Genomic DNA, 19,194 nt, shown 5'->3' on the forward strand with positions numbered 1-19,194 from the left:
ATTTCTAAGCTCAAATAATCCTTTTGCGCTTTAGCACGTCCATCACTATCTTTTTCCGATACTTCGCATCTGATTTGCTACGAATATCCATATTTAGCGCAAAAAACCATATATCACTCTTTGTCTCTACATACCCCACATACCATCCATGTTGGTTTGCAATTCTCATCGCCCACCCAGTTTTTGCTCTGATGGTATAGGCGTCGCTCTGCTCGACAATCATGAGCCGCTTAACCAATTCCAGGTTTTCTTTTCTATACGGCAGGAAATCAAGATATAGCTTCTTTAAAAATTCAACTTGCTCCATCGCTGAAATCGCCAGTTCACCATCCAGCCAGAAGGTAGACAGCTCAGGCCCGGTTTTAGCGTTGCCGTAATCAAGCATTTTTAATTGAGACAGATATCTCTGGTTACCCACTCTTTCAGCTAACACCTGATAGAACCAAACACATGATTTAGGCAAAGCTGTTTCAAGGGTTTGGTCGCTGTTCCAAGGCTCCCAGCCTTTGTCCTTGCCATCCCACTTGATGACTTCCTTCTCGTTGCTGATGGCCGCTTCTTGCAAAGCGATCAGAGTATTGGGGAGCTTAAATGTTGATGCGGGTAAATAGCGTTTCGCAGCACGTGATTTGTTGTGTATGTAATTAACATCACCGTTCAGATTCGACAGAACCATGGTTCCATCAATATTGTTATCAACAAACAATGACTTCAGGTCATTATCTTCGTTGGATGCTATTGCCCCCAACGAGACAAAAATCAGACATGCGATACAAACTGAGCTCCAAACCTTAAACTTCATTTTTATTCGTTCCACTAACTTAGAATGTGCTACCCGCACCCGCCCAACAAACGACGTGTTATTAATGTCTGATTCAGACATAGTTTTTCTCGAAAACAACACAACTTCCGCTGGTGTATAGGCGGCGGAATCCACACTTTTTCTCGTAGAAAAAGTGATTTTTTGTGTTCCAGACAGGAGTGCCTAACCGCCATCGACGCGTAGGAAAACTTTGCTCAATAAAGCGCCACGCAACACTCCCAATACCTTGGTTCTGATGTGTGGGAGCTAAGAAAATATTACCCAATCGGCTTTCACCCTCGGGCTCCCACCAAACAATAAAAGCACCGACAGGTTTGCTGTGAAGACATATTTTGAACGCCAGCGAATGAGAATCCTCGAGCGCCCACTTTCTCAAAAAACGCCCGTCGTTATACCCTTCTGGACCAGCGTTAAGCTGCCCTAAAAATTTCTGAGCATCAGCATCAAAGGCGATGGCCATCAATGACGTTAAGTGGTCAATATCGTCTTGCTCAATGGGCAGATATTGAATCTCCCTTTCTGGCTCTGCCATCACACCCTCTCAAGCTGTTACCTCTATTCTATTTCCATCAGGATCCAGCAATGTAAACTCATAGTAGCCGTCACCAGTAACACGGGGGCTATCAAGTAAATTCAGCCCACTCGCTCTAAACTGTGCGTAGCACCTATCAACGTTCTCTTTACTACCTAAGGAAAAAGCAACATGAATCAACCCTATATGTTGCGCTGTGGCAGGGAGATCCAATGCTTTTATGCTGGCCATACTCATTAACTCGAGTCTCGCCCCAGAGCTAAATGTCAGAAAGTAAGAGCTGAACTGTTTTTCTAAATTTTGATACTTACTTCCAGACTTGGCACCAAAGTAGGTCTCATAAAAATGCTTCAGGTTTTCCAGGTCCTGGGTCCATATCGCTATATGTTCAATTTTCATTGTTGTGGCTCGATGAGTGACTGTATGGTCATTTTGAGCAGACAAAAAATATAAGTTAAACTGAATTATGTGATTAATTAATCTAATTTATGGATTAAAAAATGCGTTCACTACTTCCGCACTTACCCTGCTTTTCCTCCGTTTCAAAACACCTTAGCTTTACCAAAGCATCCCAAGAGCTAGCAATCTCTCAATCAGCTGTCAGTTATCAGATCCAGCAGCTGGAAAACAAGTTGGGGTTTAGCGTTTTGAAAAGGCAAAAAGGAGGCCAAGTTGAGCTTACCGAACGGGGACGACTGCTTTTGCAGGAGTACCGCAGTATGGAGAACAGCCTGTCGAAAGTTGTGGAAAGTTTGTCCCCACACTCAGAACGCACGAACATCAGGCTTACGGTACCTGTTGATCTGGGTACAAAAATACTTGTTACTAAGCTGAAATCCTTGGAAAGTGCCGGTTTGATTGTAGATCTACACCTTTCAGATACGACTGTTCGGCTAAAAGAAAGCAACTTTGATATGGCAATTCGGAGTGATCAAAACGAAGACGGAGTTTGTCACGAATCACTGCTACACAGCCCCAATGTATTAGTGTGTGGTGTCGATTACCGGGCTAAAAATGGCGTTCCTTCAAACAAAGTGGCTTTGGACGAAGCGCATTTGTTGCTCAGAAACAGAAAAGCAAGCCGAAGTTGGTCCTCACTACTTCAAGGGACACCGCACACATTATCCTCGTTAAAACACGTCAGAGAACTTAACAATAGTTTCGCGTTGTTAGAGGCGGCCAAAAACAATATGGGCATCGCCATCCTACCTCGCTACATGGTTGAAGAGTCCATAGCTCAAAACCAGCTATGTGAAGTCGAACTTGGAGATGCAGCTATAGCTGACACAGAGTTCTTTGTTGCATACGAAACCTCGTCAGTGACCCGACGTTGGGCTTCTTTGATACGGGATGCAATTGCCTAAAGGGGATAATACACCCCTTGATAGTTAATCAGTCAGAATGATTCAGAGATGGGTTTTTAGTCTTGTTTCAGGTAGTAGGGTTGGTATTGAACAGACCGTCCTAACGCCCATAAAAAAGTAGAACGTAATTTAGAAATCAGATAGTTAGAGCGCACTCCCTATTGGTTGCATTTTCACCAAATCGGGTTGTAAGAACAAAGCACGCGAGCTATAGTCCTTCGGGTCATGGAGGACCACAAATGAACAAATCACCACTTCTTCCCATCGGCTTCTTGCTTTCAGTAGTCTTGTTTAGCGCCTCGCTACTTACGGGTTGTGGAGAGCATCCACTTTCCTCAGAAAACAAGTATCAAAAAGATGGTTTCTCGATGTTACTGCCCAACGGCTGGGAAGTATCTCAGGACTATTTTCCAACATCGACTCACCGTCTTATTACACTCTCTACATCTGTCAGCTCAAGAGCCCGGATTGAAGTATTCGATACCAGCGCCAGCAGGCCAAACCTGGAGATGTACTTACAGCAGTACATGGCTGATGCTATTCCTGAAGCACAGCGAGCTTCTGTAAAAATAAGTCACGGCGAAGTAGAGAGAAATCAAGGCCGTGGTTACTTTGTCGAAGTAAATCAAAATGGTGAAACAGACACTAACTACTACATCGAAGTCATTGAAATGCAGTATGTAGATCACCAGTCTTACGTAACCCTTCACACACCTAACGATAGCAAAGCAAGGATTCTTGCTGAATTTAATCAGTTAATAGACAGTATCAACAATGAAAAGTAAAAGGACTTACTTATGGCTCATGATGGCAACCTAGTTAGCGAACTTGGCGTAAAGAAGTACGTAAAAGCATACAAAGCCCTCCCCTATTCCAATGTCCTGCATATGGAAAATGAAGCATACTACCAACGTAAATGGGAAGCATGTGACTTCGGCTGTCACGGTCCCTCTTACCGCCGTGTAACACCGGACACCTCTTACGATGTGTTCATCAGTGGCTTAAACCAACAATCAACATTGCTTGCAGGTGTCGTTGATGGTGTTCATACGCAGGCAATCAAGAAGCCTACTCGCATGGCACAAGGCACAGTGAGAACTGCAGAGGGATTAGGATTATCGGGAAAAGAGCGGTTTAACCAAGTGGGGGGGGAAAACCTCGTGATACTTGATGCGTTTTCGGCAATCATCAGAAAATCCATGGACTTGGATATCTCTGCGATTCTTAGCCCGATAGCGCAGTGTGTAACAACCGTTGTTAGTACTTACGTATCCTTGTTACCACACGAATATATACACGCAGTGGCCAGAGCCGGCGCTATCAAAATTCCCCAGAGCTACGATAAAGGCTTCCTCAAAATCGCAGCGGAATTAAGCATTATTCCTACGCCTTCATTGCCTGATTTGGCAGATGCTCAAAGCCTGTTACAAGGCACAAGTGGACGCATTATGGGAAAACAAATCGGTGTTAAGGCTACTCAAGCATTAACCTCCATTATCATTTACAACATATCGCTCCAAATACTTAAATCGCCCAATCTGAGCAGAAAGGTAAAGAGGGAATTCGGTGCACTAAGAAAAGCTGCGAAAGGAAATCTGGCAACAGTTTTAGCTGGCCTGCTCCAAGCCAATGGCATGTTAGCCGATTGCGCATCTCACAGTCGCCGCCTGAAACAAGACTGTCCGCAACTTTGGAGAGTAATGCGGTACGACTTAAAAGGTGTAGATATGCTTCTTTTCCTTGTGTCGGGTTACCTCTCCGAGTATCTGGACAGGATAAAGCTACTAGAGACAGATCCGATGATGTTTGCCAGTACCATGCACGCTCTAATTCGTGCAGGCAAAACAAAAGAAGTATTTTTCCCGCGGAAAATCTAGTTGGAAAAACAAAGAAGGTGCATGGTACTCATGCACCTTCTTTACTAACAAAAAATAGAAATCACCGCCGAAAGTAGAGCGTATTGCTGCCGTCAAAAACGATCTGACTTGAAACAGCGCTTCTTGAGACAACCACCCGAGGTGCTGGCACATGTACACAGCTAAACAACTGATACTGGCAATACTACTGCTCAACTGTTTTTATCTCTCTGCTTGCTCTCCAGAAAACAGCAGCTCCGATGGAACGGAGTCTCCTTCCGACTATTCTCTGGAAGCCACACAAGATTCTGAGCGCAAGGTAACTATTCGCGTATTAGAAAAAGAAGCAATCCTTGTCAGCTTCACCCTACCTGGCGGAGAACAGATAGCTGACACATTAGATGAAATAGACCTGTGTAAAGAATCTGCCGGTAGAGATTGCTCCAGTCTACAAAGCCGAATGAACCAGCTTTTAAGTTGGTCTCCCAATAACAAATTCCTGGCAGTCACTGCAGGACATACTGACGGTTTTTGGATCTTTGATATCAACCAGATACAAAGCTCTGCAGAGAATCAGATTGAGAAAACTGTTATTGCCGTTGAGATGCGGAGAAACGACCCTGAATGGGGCGAAACAAAAACAGGACTATTTCATTTTCCAATTGGTTGGCACGGTAACGACCAGTTTGTATTTGGCGCAGGGTTGAGTGGATTACGCAGCGTCTATCTATTTGATCTTCAAGCTCACCAATTAAAAGGCAACAAACAGTTCCTGACAGACGATAGTAGCAGAGTCGACTTTATTAGCGTTCCTGTTGAGGGGTACGAATCGCGCAGCGGTTACGTGTCTCTTGAGGAGATAGAGAGCCAAGTGACAAAACTTAGCCAAGCAAGCGGTACTGAGCTCAACTAGCAACCAAGAGACTATGCACAGATTATTCGGCATTCCGTATTTAGGGCTACCAAAATGAGTGACCAAGTTGCTGGCACTGATGTAAAGCTAGGTGTCAGCGCGCGATTAAACCTCTTGTTCATAACCACGGTGATGGCTGCCATCACTGTTGGCATAGCCTTGTTCGCTAGTCAGGGATTTTCCGAAAGTCGTGCGCAGCTGGCGTCAAGCCATATCTATGTTTCGATTTCCAGTTGGGATCTGCCCTGTCTTGTCGGTATTCCCTGCTGCATAGTTGTTACCGCCATTTTGTCGCTTAGATTATTCAATCAAGCAACAGAGAAACGGCTTAATTTTTTAATTAACGCCGCCGTGCTATTGGCCATTCCCTCAATTTTGCTGAGGCTTGTTTATGGCTTCTATGTTTCCTACGAAATGAATCAACGTGGTTACTTCAATTGCTGGGCGTATTCGTCCCCTTCAATCATGAGCAATGCTGTTTGGGTAAAGAGTCCTGGATATTGCATCGACAACTCAGGCCAAGTAAGGAAGGAAGTGCTGCGGTGGCTGGACGGTTTTGGCTCGGCGACACCAAGTATTGATGAAGTCGAAAAACATGTCATTGAGATGCAGATTGCTTGGGAGGAGGACCAGCGCAAGCGGTTTCCTCACTTGTACAGCGAGTAACATGCCGAGAGCAATTCATCATAGTCCATCCCAAAAGCTTCGGGTGCTCATATCTCTTCTCGTACTTTGTGGAATTGTTGCCGGTGTTCTGAATTTGCTTCCGTCTCTTTTTATCGAAAATTACTCTCGTTTGCAGCAAGGACACCCCTATGTGTCGGTAACCCCGTGGGATATACCTTTACTAATAGGAATCCCAGCAACACTTGTAGTGATTTGGTGGTGCTTACTCTGTCTGCTCAATAAACTGAGCAATATGGTTATTCAAAAGAGTATGCCAATCATTGTGTTCTTTGCCGTGGCGTTGATAGCTTCAAGAATTGCCTATGGTTTTGCTTTACCTGCCTACCTTACCAGCAAGGGTTACACGCTCTGCCTGCAATACTCGTCACCAGCACTGGCTGGCCGCAATGTTTGGGTTATAGATCCTGACTTTTGTATAGACAATATGGGTAGCCTTAGAGACGAGGTGATGGCTTGGTTTGATAAACAAGTAGCAGACCAACAACCGCTCACTGTTGCGCGTGTGCAGTTAGAAATTGCTAACCTCAAGGCTGAGTGGTTAGCAGAGCAGCAAAGACTTTACCCTCATCTCTACGCTGACTAGCTTGCTAGGCAAGCACTGAACATAAAAAAGCGAACCATACGGTTCGCTTTTTTCGTTCCGGCTCTAAAAAATCAACGCCAATAGTAGTGCTTATTACTACCGTCAAAAGCAGCCTGACTTCATACAGCACCTCTTAAAATAACCTCCCGGAGCCACACGGGCATGGGTCATTTCGGCCAAGTTTCTCTATCAGTTCTTTGTCGCCGTGCACCACTCGGTCTCCTCGCTTAACCTGGGTTTCGGAGGGGTAACCTTTGCGACGCTTACTGGTGACCTCGAAAGCTAATCTGGTTATCAAATTGCGTTTTCATAGTGAGTCTCCTTTTCATCTCAAAATGCCTTCCTAAAAACGGCTGAAGGCTTGCCGCGAACATTTATCGAAAGTCGTTGCCTTTAAAGACCCGCACCGGGTTACCTCTTTCCAATTCCCAGTGCTGCAACCAGCGTTGCCTGGCCTGCGCCGATGTCTGCAGTTCCTGTTGTTTCGCCAGCTTGTGCTGCAACAGTATTCTTGCCAGCCGCTTGTTAGCATGTTGGCTGCGCTCGCTTTCTACTCTAACCGAAATGCCGGTCGCAATATGTGTCGCCTGCACTGCCGAGTCAGCCGTGTTTACATGCTGACCACCGGCCCCGGAGGCTCTGCAGGTTTGGTAACGAACAGCATTTTTGTCCATATCGCTATCGTTGTTCTCTTCTAGCTCATACACACAACCACTGAAAAACCAGTTTTTGCGCTTATGCCTGGGACGAAATGGACTGACACAGCTCCACTGCATCACCCCCTGCCAGTATTCAGCTATCTGCTCAGCGCCTGAACCACTGAGCTGGAACAACGCAGACTTAAATGTGTCGGGTTTGTCGCCGGTCAGCAGTTCCAGAGGCTTCAAAGTCACCCCAGCCTGCTGGCACGACTTTTCTAGTTTGCGTACCGCCATAGCCACCGCTCTGGCACACTCATCCGGCCCCTGTCCGGCAGAATGTTGTAGTAACAGCATTACTCACAACCTCCGTCAGCCTTGCAGAGATGCGCCGGTTTTATCCGTGAAAAACGTTGTCGCGAAAAACGTTGTCGTGAAAAAATTTGGACGAATTTGCCCATAACACCAATTCCTATAAATCAGGATTCTTAACAAGATCGAATTGGCAGGTCGGTAGACCGATAGGCTGAGGCAGCCTGAATTTATTATTGGCTACCGATTATCGGGCTAGACCTGCAAAGGATGCTGAAGGTTGTCGCATGGCATATCTCCTCTGCAGTTTGTTGAAAAAGATGTTGGAAAAACCGATTGAAAAAGCGGTTCATCAAAAATTTTTTGATGAAAAAACGAGCGGCATAATATAGCGATGAGCGGTATCAAGCAATAGCCTACCTAGCGAATGCGTATCCGCATAAGGTGTATCTAGCTAAAGTGTAAAGTGAAGGCGCCAATATTATGCAAACCTTACACACTCTATGCCTCTCAACCTCTACCTAAATATGGTTAAATAGCCCGCGCAAAATTCTAATAACGCGGCGAATTCGACCGCGACAGACTCTCCAGGATCAAGATGAACAAAAAACAACTCGTAGCCGCTGCGCTGGCGATTGCCGGGGTCTCAGTGGCAGGTCCGTCGCTGGCCGATGAGGGCCAATGGCAGCCACATCAGCTGAAGCAACTACAAGCAGAATTTGACCGCGTGGGTATTGAACTACCAGCAGCCCAGGTCGCCGACTTGAATCAGTATCCACTCAATGCCGTAGTGGGTTTGGGCTACTGCTCCGCCTCTTTTGTATCACCTAAAGGCCTGGTGGTGACGAATCATCACTGTGCATACGGTGCGATTCAAAACAACAGTACCCCAGAGAACAAACTGATCGACAAAGGTTTTCTGGCGGGCTCCATGGCCGAAGAACTGCCAGCGGGTCCACAAGAACGCCTGTACATCACTGAGCAAGTAGATGATGTCACCAAACAGGTGATTGGCGATCTGCCTGCCGACCTGCACGGTAAAGCGCGCTACGAGGCGATTCAGGCCAACCGCAAAGCCCTAATCAGCGAGTGTGAGTCGGACCCTAACTACCGCTGCTCAGTACGCGCATTTCATCACGGCTTAGAGTACTTCCTGATCAAGCAGTTGATGATTAAAGATGTGCGTCTGGTCTATGCACCGGCAGAAGCCTTGGGTAACTTTGGTGGCGATATCGATAACTTCGAATATCCCCGTCATACCGCTGATTTCACCTTTGTTCGCGGCTATGTAGGTAAAGATGGTAAGCCTGCAGAATACAGCGAAGACAACGTGCCGTATGAGCCAGCGTCTTTTCTTAAAGTAAACAAGCGCGGTGTTCGCCTGGGCGACGGTGTACTTGTTGCCGGTTACCCCGGCCGCACCAGCCGTTACAAGTTAGCGGATGAGGTAAACTTTGCAGCAGATTGGTACTACCCCACCCTGCTTAACACCTACTACATGACGCTGGACACTATCGCTGCGGCAAGCGAAGGCAACGAAGCTGCGCAAGTGAAATATGCGTCACGCGTGAAAAGCACCAACAACCGCCTGAAGAAGCTTCAGGGATTGCAGGATGGCTTTAAGGTCACAGATATCCCGAGCATCAAAGCGGCGCAGGAACAAGCCTACCTTGATTGGTTTGCACAAAGTGACGACCGCAAAGCTTATGCTGATGCGTATCAGGCACTGAAAGCATTGCTGGTGGAAGCTCATGCGCAACAACAAAAACACTTCTACTACAACTACGCCACCCGCGCTGATCTGCTGGATACCGCGATCCGCTTGTATCGCCTGGCCAAAGAGAATGAAAAGCCCAACGCTGACCGTGTGATGGGTTATCAAGAGCGTGACCTGCCGATGTTCAAGGCACGTCTGGAACGCTTGCAGAAGAAGTTTACCCCTGAAGTCGATCAGGCGCTGTGGTTAAGCTACCTCGGCAAATACCTTGAGCAAGCTGCTGCCGCTCAGGTACCTGCACTGAACAAAGCTCTGGGCATTTCTGCCACAACCACTGACGAAGAGCTCAAAGCCATCGTTGCTGATTTCTATGCCAATACTCAGCTGGCGGATGCACAAGCCCGTGTTAGCTGGATCGGTAAGTCAGCCAAAGCGTTCGAGGCCTCAAACGACCCGTTTATTAAACTGGCCGTCGCCCTGTTTGATGCCAATATGGCGCAAGAATCAGATGAAAAAGAGATGGCTGGTCGCCTGGCTGAAGTCCGCCCACAATATATGCAGGCGGTGATCGCTTTCAACACAGCGAAAGGCAAGCCGGTTTACCCCGATGCCAATAGCACCTTGCGTGTTAGCTACGCCCAGGTAGATGGTTACCCTGCAGCCGATGGCGTATACAAAACGCCATTTACCTCTCTGCGTGGTCTGGTTGCCAAGCACACAGGCGAAAAGCCGTTTATTGCCACCGACAAGGTGCTGATGGCGCACCAGAACAAAACGTTCGGTGATTACTATCGCGACGACCTTGGCCAGGCAGCTATCACCTGCAGTCTGTTCAGCTTTGGTTGTGAGCCACAAGCAGCACGACCCCTGGAAGTCGACTCAGTGCCGGTTAACTTCCTAAGCAGCGCGGATACCACAGGCGGTAACTCGGGTTCGCCTGTGATGAACGGCAAAGGCGAATTGGTGGGACTTAACTTTGACTCTACCTATGAGTCGATCACCAAAGACTGGTACTTCAACGGCAAGATCACCCGCGCCATCCACGTAGATATCCGCTACGTGCTTTGGCTGATGGAAGAGGTGGACAATGCTGACTATCTGCTGGAAGAGATGACGCTGGTCGAGTAATCCAACGCAATGCAACCAAAAATACCGCTCCTAATTCAGGGGCGGTATTCATACTCCTGAAGCCCTATTACCTAACCCTCCTCTCAATTACCCCAAACTGATCCACGCCACTAAAGCGGCCGTAGCGATGCTTGGGTATCCATCCGTGCGGTTATTTACATTTCGTCACGATTGATTCCCCCCAACAGATTGCGGCGGTTATGGCCTCTATCTAGTATGTTATGAAATTGTGAACGAGCGAATAAGAACTATTCAACTATTAACGGTTGTTATTGCTCGCCAACTGAATGCCTATGCTTTTGTTTTTAAAATAGAAGTATCGAATGGGGATAGTAGTCAGTTTGGCTGTTTCGCAATTTAGAATTTGACCAATTCTATCGGGGCTTACCCCCACAAATAAATCCAGGGAACACAATGATTATAAAAAACAGAAAGTTAAAACAGTTGGCTGTCGCTTGTGCCAGTGCTTTCGCGCTGATGGCGGCTTCAACAGCAGCAAAGGCAGCAGAAGCGCCTGTCAAAGCGGTTAGCGAACAGTACGTTTGGGATCTCACCGACTTCTATGCAACCCAAAAAGATTGGGAAGCAGAAGTTGAACGCCTGCGTGGCGAGGTTGATAGCCTCAAACAGTACCAGGGCAAGTTAGGTGAGAGTGCCAAAACCTTACTCAAAGCGTTGGATGCTCAATCGGTCTACAACAAAGAGCTGATGCGTGTGTGGACTTACGCATCCAATATTCGTAATACCAACCTCGGTGATGCCAAAGGGCAGGAGATGGTTGGCCGACTACAAGCCTTGTGGCAAGCGGTAAGCGCCAGCACCAGTTTTATGGATCCTGAGCTTGTTGCTCTGGGTGAAGAGAAAATCGAAGCCTTTATCAAGAGCGAACCAGGCCTTGCCAAACACGCTTTGTCACTACGCGACACCTTGCGCAAAGGCAAACACGTATTGTCACCTGAAACAGAAAAGGCGATCTCTTTGATGGGCACCGCGCTATCTGCATCGCAAAATGCCCGGGATATTCTGGCCAATGCCGAAATCGAATGGCCAACCATCACCCTGAGTGATGGCACAAAAGCCCATCTGACCAATGCCGGTTACGCGCTGCACCGTGCAGCACCCGCACGAGAAGATCGCGCTGCTGTATTTGATGCGTTCTGGGGCCGATACAAAGATTTTGAAAGCACCTTCGGCGCGACATTAAATGGCGAAGTACAGGCCAATGTTGCCACCGCCACAGCACGTAAATACGACAATACCCTGCAGTACTTTTTGGCTGGCGATAACATTCCGGAAGAGGTTTATCGCACCCTAGTTAAGGTCACCAACGACCGAATCGGCGTACTGCACCGTTACTTTAAACTACGCGCACGCATGCTCGACATTAAAGATCTGGGCTACCACGACATCTACCCGGATCTTGTGAAAACAGACCTCACCTTCCCTATCGATAAAACACGGGAATACATGCTGGAGTCCATCGAAATCATGGGCCCGGAATATCGCGACAAGTTCGCTAAAGCGTCGGTTGACCGTTGGATGCATGTGTACCCGCAACCGGGCAAGCGCTCAGGGGCGTATATGTCAGGTGCCGCATACGATGTACACCCGCTGATCCTGCTAAACCATCAGGACGACTACAACAGTGCCTCTACCTATGCCCATGAATGGGGCCATGCGATGCACAAGGTATTAACCAACGAAAACCAACCGTTTGAGCTTTCTAACTTCTCTATCTTTACCACTGAGATCGCTGCCATCGCCAAGGAGATCATCCTGCAGGAGCACATGTTAGAAAACGCGAAGAGCGAAGAAGAACGTCTGTTCTACCTGGGTTATGCCCTCGAGCAAATGCGCGGTACTTTCTTCCGTCAGGTGATGTTCTCTGAGTTTGAGCTGGCGATCCATGAAACCGTTGAACGTGGTGAAGCGCTGACAGGCGCACGTATGACTGAGATCTATGGCGAGATCCTGAAAAGGTATCACGGCCATGAACAAGGGGTCATGAATATCACCGAGCGTGAAATGATTGAGTGGGCTTACATCCCGCATTTCTACTACAACTTCTACGTTTATCAGTACGCCACTTCCATTGCCGGTGCAGCCTACTTTGTGGACCAGCTGAAAACAGGCGGCGACGAAGCGCGTGAAAACTACCTCGACTTCCTGAAGGCCGGTGGTAACAACTATCCAGTTGAGATCTTAAAAGACGCAGGCCTGGATATGACCAGCCCGGTGCCGTACAACGCAGTCATCGACCGTATGGAATCTGTGATGGATAAGATCGAAGCCATTCTTGATAAAAAAGATGGATAAGAAAAGCGGATAAACGAAGCGAGTAACCGCCTTAAATTTTCGCAAACATAAACCGCAGTGCGAGGTATCGCCTGCGGTTTTTTCGTTTAGAGAGCACTAACCAGTTGGCCCATCCTTATCGTTATGTGCAATTCACCTACTGCTATCCTTGAACAACTAGACGCGTGTTCGCCATCAAGCTGGAGAACGTGGCTACCAGTAGAGAAGAGGATCAGATCGTGACAGATAAAGGTCGTAAGCATTCAAGCATGGTTGTTGATGGTGTCGGCAAAGCTCCCAGTCGCGCCATGTTACGCGCGGTCGGTTTTGAGGACGAGGATTTCAAAAAGCCGCAAGTGGGGATTGCTTCCACCTGGAGCATGGTCACGCCCTGCAATATGCATATCAACACGCTGGCCGAAGAAGCAGGCAAAGGTGCCGACGCTGCTGGCGGCAAGAGCGTAATCTTCAATACCATTACCATCTCTGATGGCATCGCCAACGGTACCGAAGGCATGAAGTACTCGCTGGTCTCGCGGGAGGTGATCGCCGACTCTATCGAAACTGTTGTTGGCTGCGAAGGCTTTGATGGTTATGTGGCGATCGGCGGCTGCGACAAAAATATGCCCGGCTGTGTCATGGCAATGGCCCGCATGAATCGGCCCTCGGTGTTTGTCTATGGTGGTACCATTATGCCCGGCGCCAATCACACCGATATCATTTCGGTGTTTGAAGCCGTCGGTGCCCATGCCAAAGGCAGCATGTCACTGATCGATGTGAAACAAGTAGAAGAAGAGGCGATCCCCGGCCCCGGCTCCTGTGGCGGCATGTATACCGCCAATACCATGGCCTCAGCCATTGAAGCGCTGGGCATGAGTCTGCCCGGTAGCTCAGCACAAAATGCCACCTCTGAAAGCAAGAAAGAAGACTGCCGCCAAGCTGGTGCAGCCGTGGTGGAATTGCTAAAACAGAACATCACACCCCGTGACATCATGACCTTCAAGGCGTTTGAAAATGCCATCACCATAGTGATTACTCTGGGCGGCTCCACCAACGCGGTGTTGCACCTGCTGGCGATGGCCAATACCGCAGGCGTCAAGCTTAGCCTTGAAGACTTTACGCGCATTGGCGAACGGGTGCCGGTACTCGCTGATTTGCGCCCCAGTGGCAAATATATGATGTCAGAACTGGTGGCTATCGGCGGTATTCAACCGTTGATGAAGCGCCTGCTCGATAAAGGCCTGCTGCATGGCGACTGTCTAACCGTCACCGGCCGCACGCTTGCCGAAAACCTTGCTGACGTAGCAGACTACCCTGACGGCCAGGATATTATCCGCGACTTTGATAACCCGATTAAGGCCGACAGCCACCTGCGTGTGTTGTTTGGCAATTTGGCCCCTACAGGTGCGGTTGCCAAAATCACCGGCAAAGAGGGCACCAAATTCTCAGGCAGCGCACGGGTGTTTCATTCCGAGGAAGAAGCGCAGGCACGCATACTCGACGGCACAGTCGTGGCCGGTGACGTCTTGGTGATCCGTTACGAAGGCCCCAAAGGTGGGCCCGGCATGCGTGAGATGCTCAGCCCAACTTCAGCGATTATGGGCAAAGGGTTGGGCGACCAAGTCGCGTTAATCACTGACGGTCGTTTCTCCGGTGGCAGCCACGGTTTTGTTGTTGGCCATGTCACCCCAGAGGCAGCAGAGGGCGGCCCAATCGCATTAGTCGAAGATGGCGATGGCATTACCATCGACGCTATCGCCAATACCATCACGGTAGATCTAAGTGAGGAAGAACTCGCTCAACGGCGTGCAAAATGGCAGAAACCTGCGCCCCGTTATACCCGCGGCATACTGGCGAAGTTTGCCCATACGGTTACATCTGCTTCTCTGGGGGCACTGACCGATCAGTTTGAGGATGAGTAAGAGCGAACATTGTTTGGCGACTAATCAGATCACTAATATCAGGAATACGCTTCTGATCATCAGTCGTGATACTTAAAACGCTGCGCCTAACAATTACTCGCCTAACAATTATGCTCCTAACAACTATTCGCCCTACAACTTTGCGCCCAAGGCTTACTTAATTGGCAATCGGGTAGATGATTTCAGCTCACGTAACGACAGGTTAGACTGAACGCTGACCACGCCAGGGAGCTTTCTCAGGACACTGTCGACGAAGTGGCTGTAGTCATCCAGGTCTCTTGCTACAACTTGCATGACAAAGTCGGTGTTACCGGCCGTATTATGACAAGACTGAATATTCTCAGATTGCTTCACCAAGGCCTCAAACTCGGCTTTGGTCTTCTCGTCATGTAGCGCGCACGTCATAGTGACAAAAGAAAGTACGCCATATCCCACTTTCCTTCGGTTCAACTTAGCGTGATAGCCCTCAATGAACCCCTCATCTTCAAGCTTTTTTAAACGACGCCAGCAAGGCGATTCGCTCATCGCCAATTGAGAGGCGAGCTTGGCATTGGAGATTTTGCCGTCTTTCTGCAACTCATCCAAAATGGTGAAATCAGTGTTATCAAGACTATGTTCAGGCAATTTATTTCTCCAGTAGCTGGCTTGATGAAAGAATATTACCCAAAAATCCCCACATCAACTAAAAACAGCAAAGTTATTTCACCGTGAATCTCTATCATTTCTGCATGCTAAAACGTTTGTGTGAGGAAGCATTGTGGACTTTCAACTGTGGTTAACATTCCTGGGCGCATCCCTGCTTATCTCGGTTTCTCCCGGTGCAGGCGCGATAACAACCATGAGTCATGGCATACGCTATGGCCTGAGAAACACGCTGCCTTTTATTCTTGGCCTTCAACTCGGATACATCATCCAGGTCACTGTCGTGGGTATTGGGTTAGGCGCGATACTGGCCGCATCTGCCGTGACTTTTGAGGTCATCAAATGGTTAGGTGTGGGTTACCTGATCTGGTTGGGCTATCAGAAATTTACAGAAAAGCCCGTACCGCATGCATTGAACAAAACCGTTGAATTGTCTGCCCACAAGCAGGCTGTGAGTGCTTTGTTCATTAATCTGAGCAACCCAAAGGTGACGGTGTTTTTAGTCGCCTTCTTCCCTCAGTTTATTGATCACCAGAGCGGGAAGATCATCTCTCAGTATCTTGTTCTGGGCAGCACCGTCGTGACGGTAGATTTCTTCGTGCTATTGGCCTACGCCTATTTGGGGTCTGGTTTGTCGAACTTACTCAACAATGAACCCCTTCAGCGTATCCAAAACAGACTATTTGGCGGCATGTACGTGGGCGTAGCGGGTGTGATGGCTGCGGCTTAGCGCAGCCAAGCAAGGATAGAGCTGTGCCCGCGTTTCGCTGCGCTAGCTTCGTTCCCGCCAAACCCGGAACTGTTTTCCCTTGAGCTTGCCGTTTGTCAGTTTTGCAAAGGCGGCTTTAGCAACCGAGCGTTTCACCGCCACGTAAGCAACAAAGGTAAACACGTTGATTTTACCAATGGCGTTACCATCGATGCCTTTATCGCCAGTTAATGCGCCAACAATGTCACCGGGGCGGATCTTCTGTTTTTTACCGCCATCAATACACAAGGTCACCATGGGTGGTTGCATCGGCGGCTGGAATACCGACGCATCACTTGGCAAAGGTTGTGGGTCGGTACTGGTCTTGATGTACTCCTCAACCATGGCCAGTTTGTAGCCTTCGTTGTCATTAAACAGCGTTAATGCCAACCCCTTGCTGCCCGCTCTGCCCGTGCGCCCAACGCGATGGACATGCACTTCGGGATCATGGGCGACATGGTAATTGACCACCGCATCAAGTGAGTCGATATCCAAACCGCGCGCGGCAACGTCTGTGGCCACTAACACTGATGTACTTTTGTTGCTGAAGCGGACCAGGGTTTTATCACGTTGTTTCTGCTCTAAGTCGCCGTGCAGTGCCGCGGCACTAAAACCTTCGTTGGAGAGGAAATCCGCGACGTCTTGGGTTTCTTTTTTGGTGTTACAGAACACCACGGTCGACTCAGGTTGGTAGCTTAGCAACAGTTGGCGCAGTGCCTGGTAGCGGCTTTCAGCATCGGTCACTTTGTAGAAACGCTGATCGATACTGCTGCTATCGTGGGTGGCTTCCACTTTCACCATGGTCGGATTGCTCATCACCCGTTCAGCAATGGACTTAATCTTTGGCGGAAACGTCGCGCTGAACAGCAACGACTGGCGCGTTTTAGGCGCGTGCTCAATGATATCGTCGATGGCGTCTTGAAAGCCCATTTCCAGCATTCGGTCAGCTTCATCGAGCACCAGCATGTTGAGTTCGCTGAGGTCGAGGCGGCCTTTTGATAAATGGTCATGCACCCTGCCCGGCGTTCCCACAATGATATGCGCGCCATGCTCTAGCGAGCCAATTTGTGGCCCCATGGGCACACCGCCACATAAGGTCAGCACTTTGATATTGTGAATTTGGCGCGCTAACCGGCGCACCTCTTTTGCGACCTGGTCTGCCAGTTCCCTTGTCGGACAAAGAATAAGGGACTGAACGCGAAAGCGTTTGACGTTGAGCCGCTGCAACACACCCAAGGCAAATGCCGCCGTTTTACCAGAACCCGTTTTGGCCTGCGCAATGACATCCTTGCCGTCAATTATCGGCGGCAAACTCTGCGCTTGAATCGGCGTCATCGAGCGATAACCCAAAGATTCAAGGTTATTGGTCAAGGCCGGTTTTAGGTTTAGCTGGGTAAAGTTACTGTTGCTCAAAGTGGTCACTCTGCTTGGGGATACACGCTATCGAAGGGATGCTGCCTTATTCAGGCAGTACAAGTGTATCAAAACTGGGGGTTGCTCATGCAATTAGTTACGCTATCTGACTCTAGCGGCCAAATAGCACTCGATGCTCAAGGTTTCTATATCAATCCCCTCCGCCTACAAGCATTCAAGAACGGGCGATTCGTTACCCGAGGGGCTAGCACTTCAATCGAGCACAGGCAGGTTGATCAACACTGACAAGATGCAAATAATTGCATCAGAAATTGAACAAAAAACCTAACTTTTATAGTCGCTCTGCTTTTAGATATTCTAGATAAGGCAAAACAAGGAAGATTACGATGCTTAAGCGGTTTTTTAGGAAATGGAAGATCAGGCAACTCACGAGATTATTAAAAGATCTAAGACGTCAGTACGGCAAAAAAAGATACTATTCGAAGCTTGAGGTGGAGCGCAGCCTTAAACGGAAGAAGTTCATTAGATCCGCCAAGAATATGTCAATAAATGACTGCTACGCATACGCTATGTACTGCTCCCCACAACTAAGCTCAAGAGCCTGTAGCGCTGCGGGTGTTGATATCAGCTACAAGTCTATGAGGTGTGATATTTCTGAAGTGGTCTTTGGTCAACAGCGCCAGTTTGATACGAGCTCGCTGGAACAGGCCGTTCAGTCCAACCTTGGCCCCTCGAATGAACACCACGGCGAGGATCATGGTTCGGGAGAGTTGTAACAGCCATAGGCTAATGCAACTTAGGCGTTTTCTTCTCTCTCGTTGTCGATGTCTAGGTGCTCTGGCCCACCAGACAATAAACCGGTTGGCTCATCTTCATCGGTAGCTGGCACCTTCAGGTTTTTTCGCATCTCTTCGGCTTTGTGACGAAGACGGTTTAGACCATTTTCTCGCTGTTCCACTGACCGGTTCATATGGCTCTCTCAACTGCAAAAGCATGATAATCAAGATATCACTGTACATTCTGCGCCGAGCTGAAACAGCCCTAGCACTTGCTGCTATCTATCTCGCAGATGACTTTCTTTACGTTCTCGTCATATCGCTGCATTGCAAGCGCCGTATCAGGAATTTGCTCTGAAACATCATCAATAAAGAGGTTGGCTTCGGCAGCCCCATTATCCTTGGCTTTGCTCAGCCAGTAGTAGGATAGCTCTGCATTTTGAGGCAACTTGCACTCATCTGAAGTAAAGCAGAACCCCAAGTAAAGCTGCGCAGTACCAAGGCCAGACTCTGCTGCTTGAGTAAGCAACTCGAAGCCTTCCAGATCATCTTTCTTGTTATCGTTTCTGACATACAAAATGCCCAATAACTCGGCAGAATGTTGTTCGCCAAGCGCAATTGAACGTTGTAAATAGGGAATAGCATCTCCAACCGAGCCTTTATGAAGCAATACATCTGCATAGCGGTATTGCGCAATGGGGTTGTCGCTATCGGCTAGTTTTTTTAGCTTGGCCACTTCACTTTCATAGACACTAGGATCCTGAGAGTCTAAATCCAGGCTCTGCACCTCAAAAGAGAAGTCTCTATTCGGTGTGCTGGAGTCCGAACACCCTGCGCCAAACAACAAAATAAGGATTGAGGTGAATACAATGCATTTATTCATT

Annotated in this window: 20 protein-coding genes; 11 read left to right on the top strand and 9 right to left on the bottom strand. The window is 48.4% G+C overall.

Features of this window, described 5'->3' with window-relative positions; translation table 11 throughout:
- Positions 1 to 10 precede the first annotated feature (10 nt).
- Genes blaOXA through ABEA14_RS10335 form a run of 3 tightly spaced genes read right to left on the bottom strand, consistent with a single transcriptional unit; the run spans position 11 to position 1,754 of the window.
- On the bottom strand, positions 11 to 883 hold the full coding sequence (gene blaOXA, locus ABEA14_RS10325; RefSeq protein ID WP_345339910.1) for a class D beta-lactamase: 873 nt from the start codon (positions 881 to 883) through the stop codon (positions 11 to 13).
- Entirely contained in the window at positions 876 to 1,355 is a 480-nt protein-coding gene (locus ABEA14_RS10330; RefSeq protein WP_345339911.1) for a GNAT family N-acetyltransferase, read from the bottom strand. Before ABEA14_RS10330 ends, blaOXA begins: the two co-directional genes overlap by 8 nt.
- A gap of 9 nt (positions 1,356 to 1,364) precedes the next feature.
- The gene (locus ABEA14_RS10335; RefSeq protein WP_345339912.1) at positions 1,365 to 1,754 is read right to left on the bottom strand and encodes a VOC family protein; all 390 of its coding nucleotides are present in this window, start codon (positions 1,752 to 1,754) and stop codon (positions 1,365 to 1,367) included.
- A 101-nt stretch (positions 1,755 to 1,855) separates the two neighbouring features.
- Between ABEA14_RS10335 and ABEA14_RS10340 the strand changes: the two genes are divergently transcribed.
- The 6 genes from ABEA14_RS10340 to ABEA14_RS10365 all read left to right on the top strand — a co-directional run bounded on the left by ABEA14_RS10340 (position 1,856) and on the right by ABEA14_RS10365 (position 6,758).
- On the top strand, positions 1,856 to 2,719 hold the full coding sequence (locus ABEA14_RS10340) for a LysR family transcriptional regulator (protein WP_345339913.1): 864 nt from the start codon (positions 1,856 to 1,858) through the stop codon (positions 2,717 to 2,719).
- Between the two features lie 239 nt (positions 2,720 to 2,958).
- A complete protein-coding gene (locus ABEA14_RS10345; protein ID WP_345339914.1) occupies positions 2,959 to 3,504 on the top strand; it encodes a hypothetical protein in 546 nt (181 codons plus the stop codon).
- 12 nt (positions 3,505 to 3,516) lie between these two features.
- Positions 3,517 to 4,596 carry a hypothetical protein gene (locus ABEA14_RS10350; protein WP_345339915.1) on the top strand — a complete coding sequence of 360 codons (1,080 nt, stop codon included), beginning with the start codon at positions 3,517 to 3,519 and terminating at the stop codon, positions 4,594 to 4,596.
- A 151-nt stretch (positions 4,597 to 4,747) separates the two neighbouring features.
- Positions 4,748 to 5,488: a hypothetical protein gene (locus tag ABEA14_RS10355; RefSeq protein ID WP_345339916.1), complete on the top strand. Its 741-nt coding sequence runs from the start codon at positions 4,748 to 4,750 to the stop codon at positions 5,486 to 5,488.
- Between the two features lie 54 nt (positions 5,489 to 5,542).
- On the top strand, positions 5,543 to 6,154 hold the full coding sequence (locus ABEA14_RS10360) for a DUF1240 domain-containing protein (RefSeq protein ID WP_345339917.1): 612 nt from the start codon (positions 5,543 to 5,545) through the stop codon (positions 6,152 to 6,154).
- A gap of 1 nt (position 6,155) precedes the next feature.
- Positions 6,156 to 6,758, top strand: coding sequence for a hypothetical protein (locus ABEA14_RS10365; RefSeq protein ID WP_345339918.1), 603 nt, complete (start codon positions 6,156 to 6,158; stop codon positions 6,756 to 6,758).
- Positions 6,759 to 6,891: 133 nt separating this feature from the next.
- Here ABEA14_RS10365 and ABEA14_RS19350 read toward each other — a convergent pair whose 3' ends face one another.
- Both ABEA14_RS19350 and prfH read right to left on the bottom strand, forming a co-directional pair.
- On the bottom strand, positions 6,892 to 6,972 hold the full coding sequence (locus ABEA14_RS19350) for an SEC-C metal-binding domain-containing protein (RefSeq protein WP_425557248.1): 81 nt from the start codon (positions 6,970 to 6,972) through the stop codon (positions 6,892 to 6,894).
- 160 nt (positions 6,973 to 7,132) lie between these two features.
- On the bottom strand, positions 7,133 to 7,753 hold the full coding sequence (gene prfH, locus ABEA14_RS10370) for a peptide chain release factor H (protein WP_345339919.1): 621 nt from the start codon (positions 7,751 to 7,753) through the stop codon (positions 7,133 to 7,135).
- Between the two features lie 553 nt (positions 7,754 to 8,306).
- Between prfH and ABEA14_RS10375 the strand changes: the two genes are divergently transcribed.
- The 3 genes from ABEA14_RS10375 to ilvD all read left to right on the top strand — a co-directional run bounded on the left by ABEA14_RS10375 (position 8,307) and on the right by ilvD (position 14,770).
- A complete protein-coding gene (locus ABEA14_RS10375) occupies positions 8,307 to 10,553 on the top strand; it encodes a S46 family peptidase (RefSeq protein ID WP_345339920.1) in 2,247 nt (748 codons plus the stop codon).
- Between the two features lie 414 nt (positions 10,554 to 10,967).
- Positions 10,968 to 12,869, top strand: a complete 1,902-nt coding sequence (gene pepF / locus ABEA14_RS10380) for an oligoendopeptidase F (RefSeq protein ID WP_345339921.1) — start codon at positions 10,968 to 10,970, stop codon at positions 12,867 to 12,869.
- Between the two features lie 215 nt (positions 12,870 to 13,084).
- Positions 13,085 to 14,770, top strand: coding sequence for a dihydroxy-acid dehydratase (gene ilvD, locus ABEA14_RS10385; RefSeq protein ID WP_345339998.1), 1,686 nt, complete (start codon positions 13,085 to 13,087; stop codon positions 14,768 to 14,770).
- Between the two features lie 153 nt (positions 14,771 to 14,923).
- Here the strand turns inward: ilvD and ABEA14_RS10390 are convergent, their stop codons facing one another.
- Positions 14,924 to 15,394: an Lrp/AsnC family transcriptional regulator gene (locus ABEA14_RS10390; RefSeq protein WP_345339922.1), complete on the bottom strand. Its 471-nt coding sequence runs from the start codon at positions 15,392 to 15,394 to the stop codon at positions 14,924 to 14,926.
- Positions 15,395 to 15,527: 133 nt separating this feature from the next.
- On the opposite strand from ABEA14_RS10390, the gene ABEA14_RS10395 reads away from it, so the two are divergent.
- A complete protein-coding gene (locus ABEA14_RS10395) occupies positions 15,528 to 16,142 on the top strand; it encodes a LysE family transporter (protein ID WP_345339924.1) in 615 nt (204 codons plus the stop codon).
- A gap of 42 nt (positions 16,143 to 16,184) precedes the next feature.
- Here the strand turns inward: ABEA14_RS10395 and dbpA are convergent, their stop codons facing one another.
- Positions 16,185 to 17,573, bottom strand: a complete 1,389-nt coding sequence (gene dbpA / locus ABEA14_RS10400) for an ATP-dependent RNA helicase DbpA (protein WP_345339925.1) — start codon at positions 17,571 to 17,573, stop codon at positions 16,185 to 16,187.
- A gap of 347 nt (positions 17,574 to 17,920) precedes the next feature.
- On the opposite strand from dbpA, the gene ABEA14_RS10405 reads away from it, so the two are divergent.
- The gene (locus ABEA14_RS10405; protein ID WP_345339926.1) at positions 17,921 to 18,310 is read left to right on the top strand and encodes a DUF6559 family protein; all 390 of its coding nucleotides are present in this window, start codon (positions 17,921 to 17,923) and stop codon (positions 18,308 to 18,310) included.
- A gap of 20 nt (positions 18,311 to 18,330) precedes the next feature.
- On the opposite strand, the gene ABEA14_RS10410 is transcribed toward ABEA14_RS10405, so the two are convergent.
- Both ABEA14_RS10410 and ABEA14_RS10415 read right to left on the bottom strand, forming a co-directional pair.
- Positions 18,331 to 18,504, bottom strand: coding sequence for a hypothetical protein (locus ABEA14_RS10410; protein ID WP_345339927.1), 174 nt, complete (start codon positions 18,502 to 18,504; stop codon positions 18,331 to 18,333).
- 71 nt (positions 18,505 to 18,575) lie between these two features.
- Positions 18,576 to 19,193 (bottom strand): tetratricopeptide repeat protein, encoded by a 618-nt coding sequence (locus ABEA14_RS10415; protein ID WP_345339928.1) that lies wholly within the window; start codon positions 19,191 to 19,193, stop codon positions 18,576 to 18,578.
- Position 19,194 lies beyond the last annotated feature (1 nt).

Origin of the sequence: Corallincola platygyrae (assembly GCF_039544265.1) — a bacterium.
GTDB classification, from domain to species: domain Bacteria; phylum Pseudomonadota; class Gammaproteobacteria; order Enterobacterales; family Neiellaceae; genus Corallincola; species Corallincola platygyrae.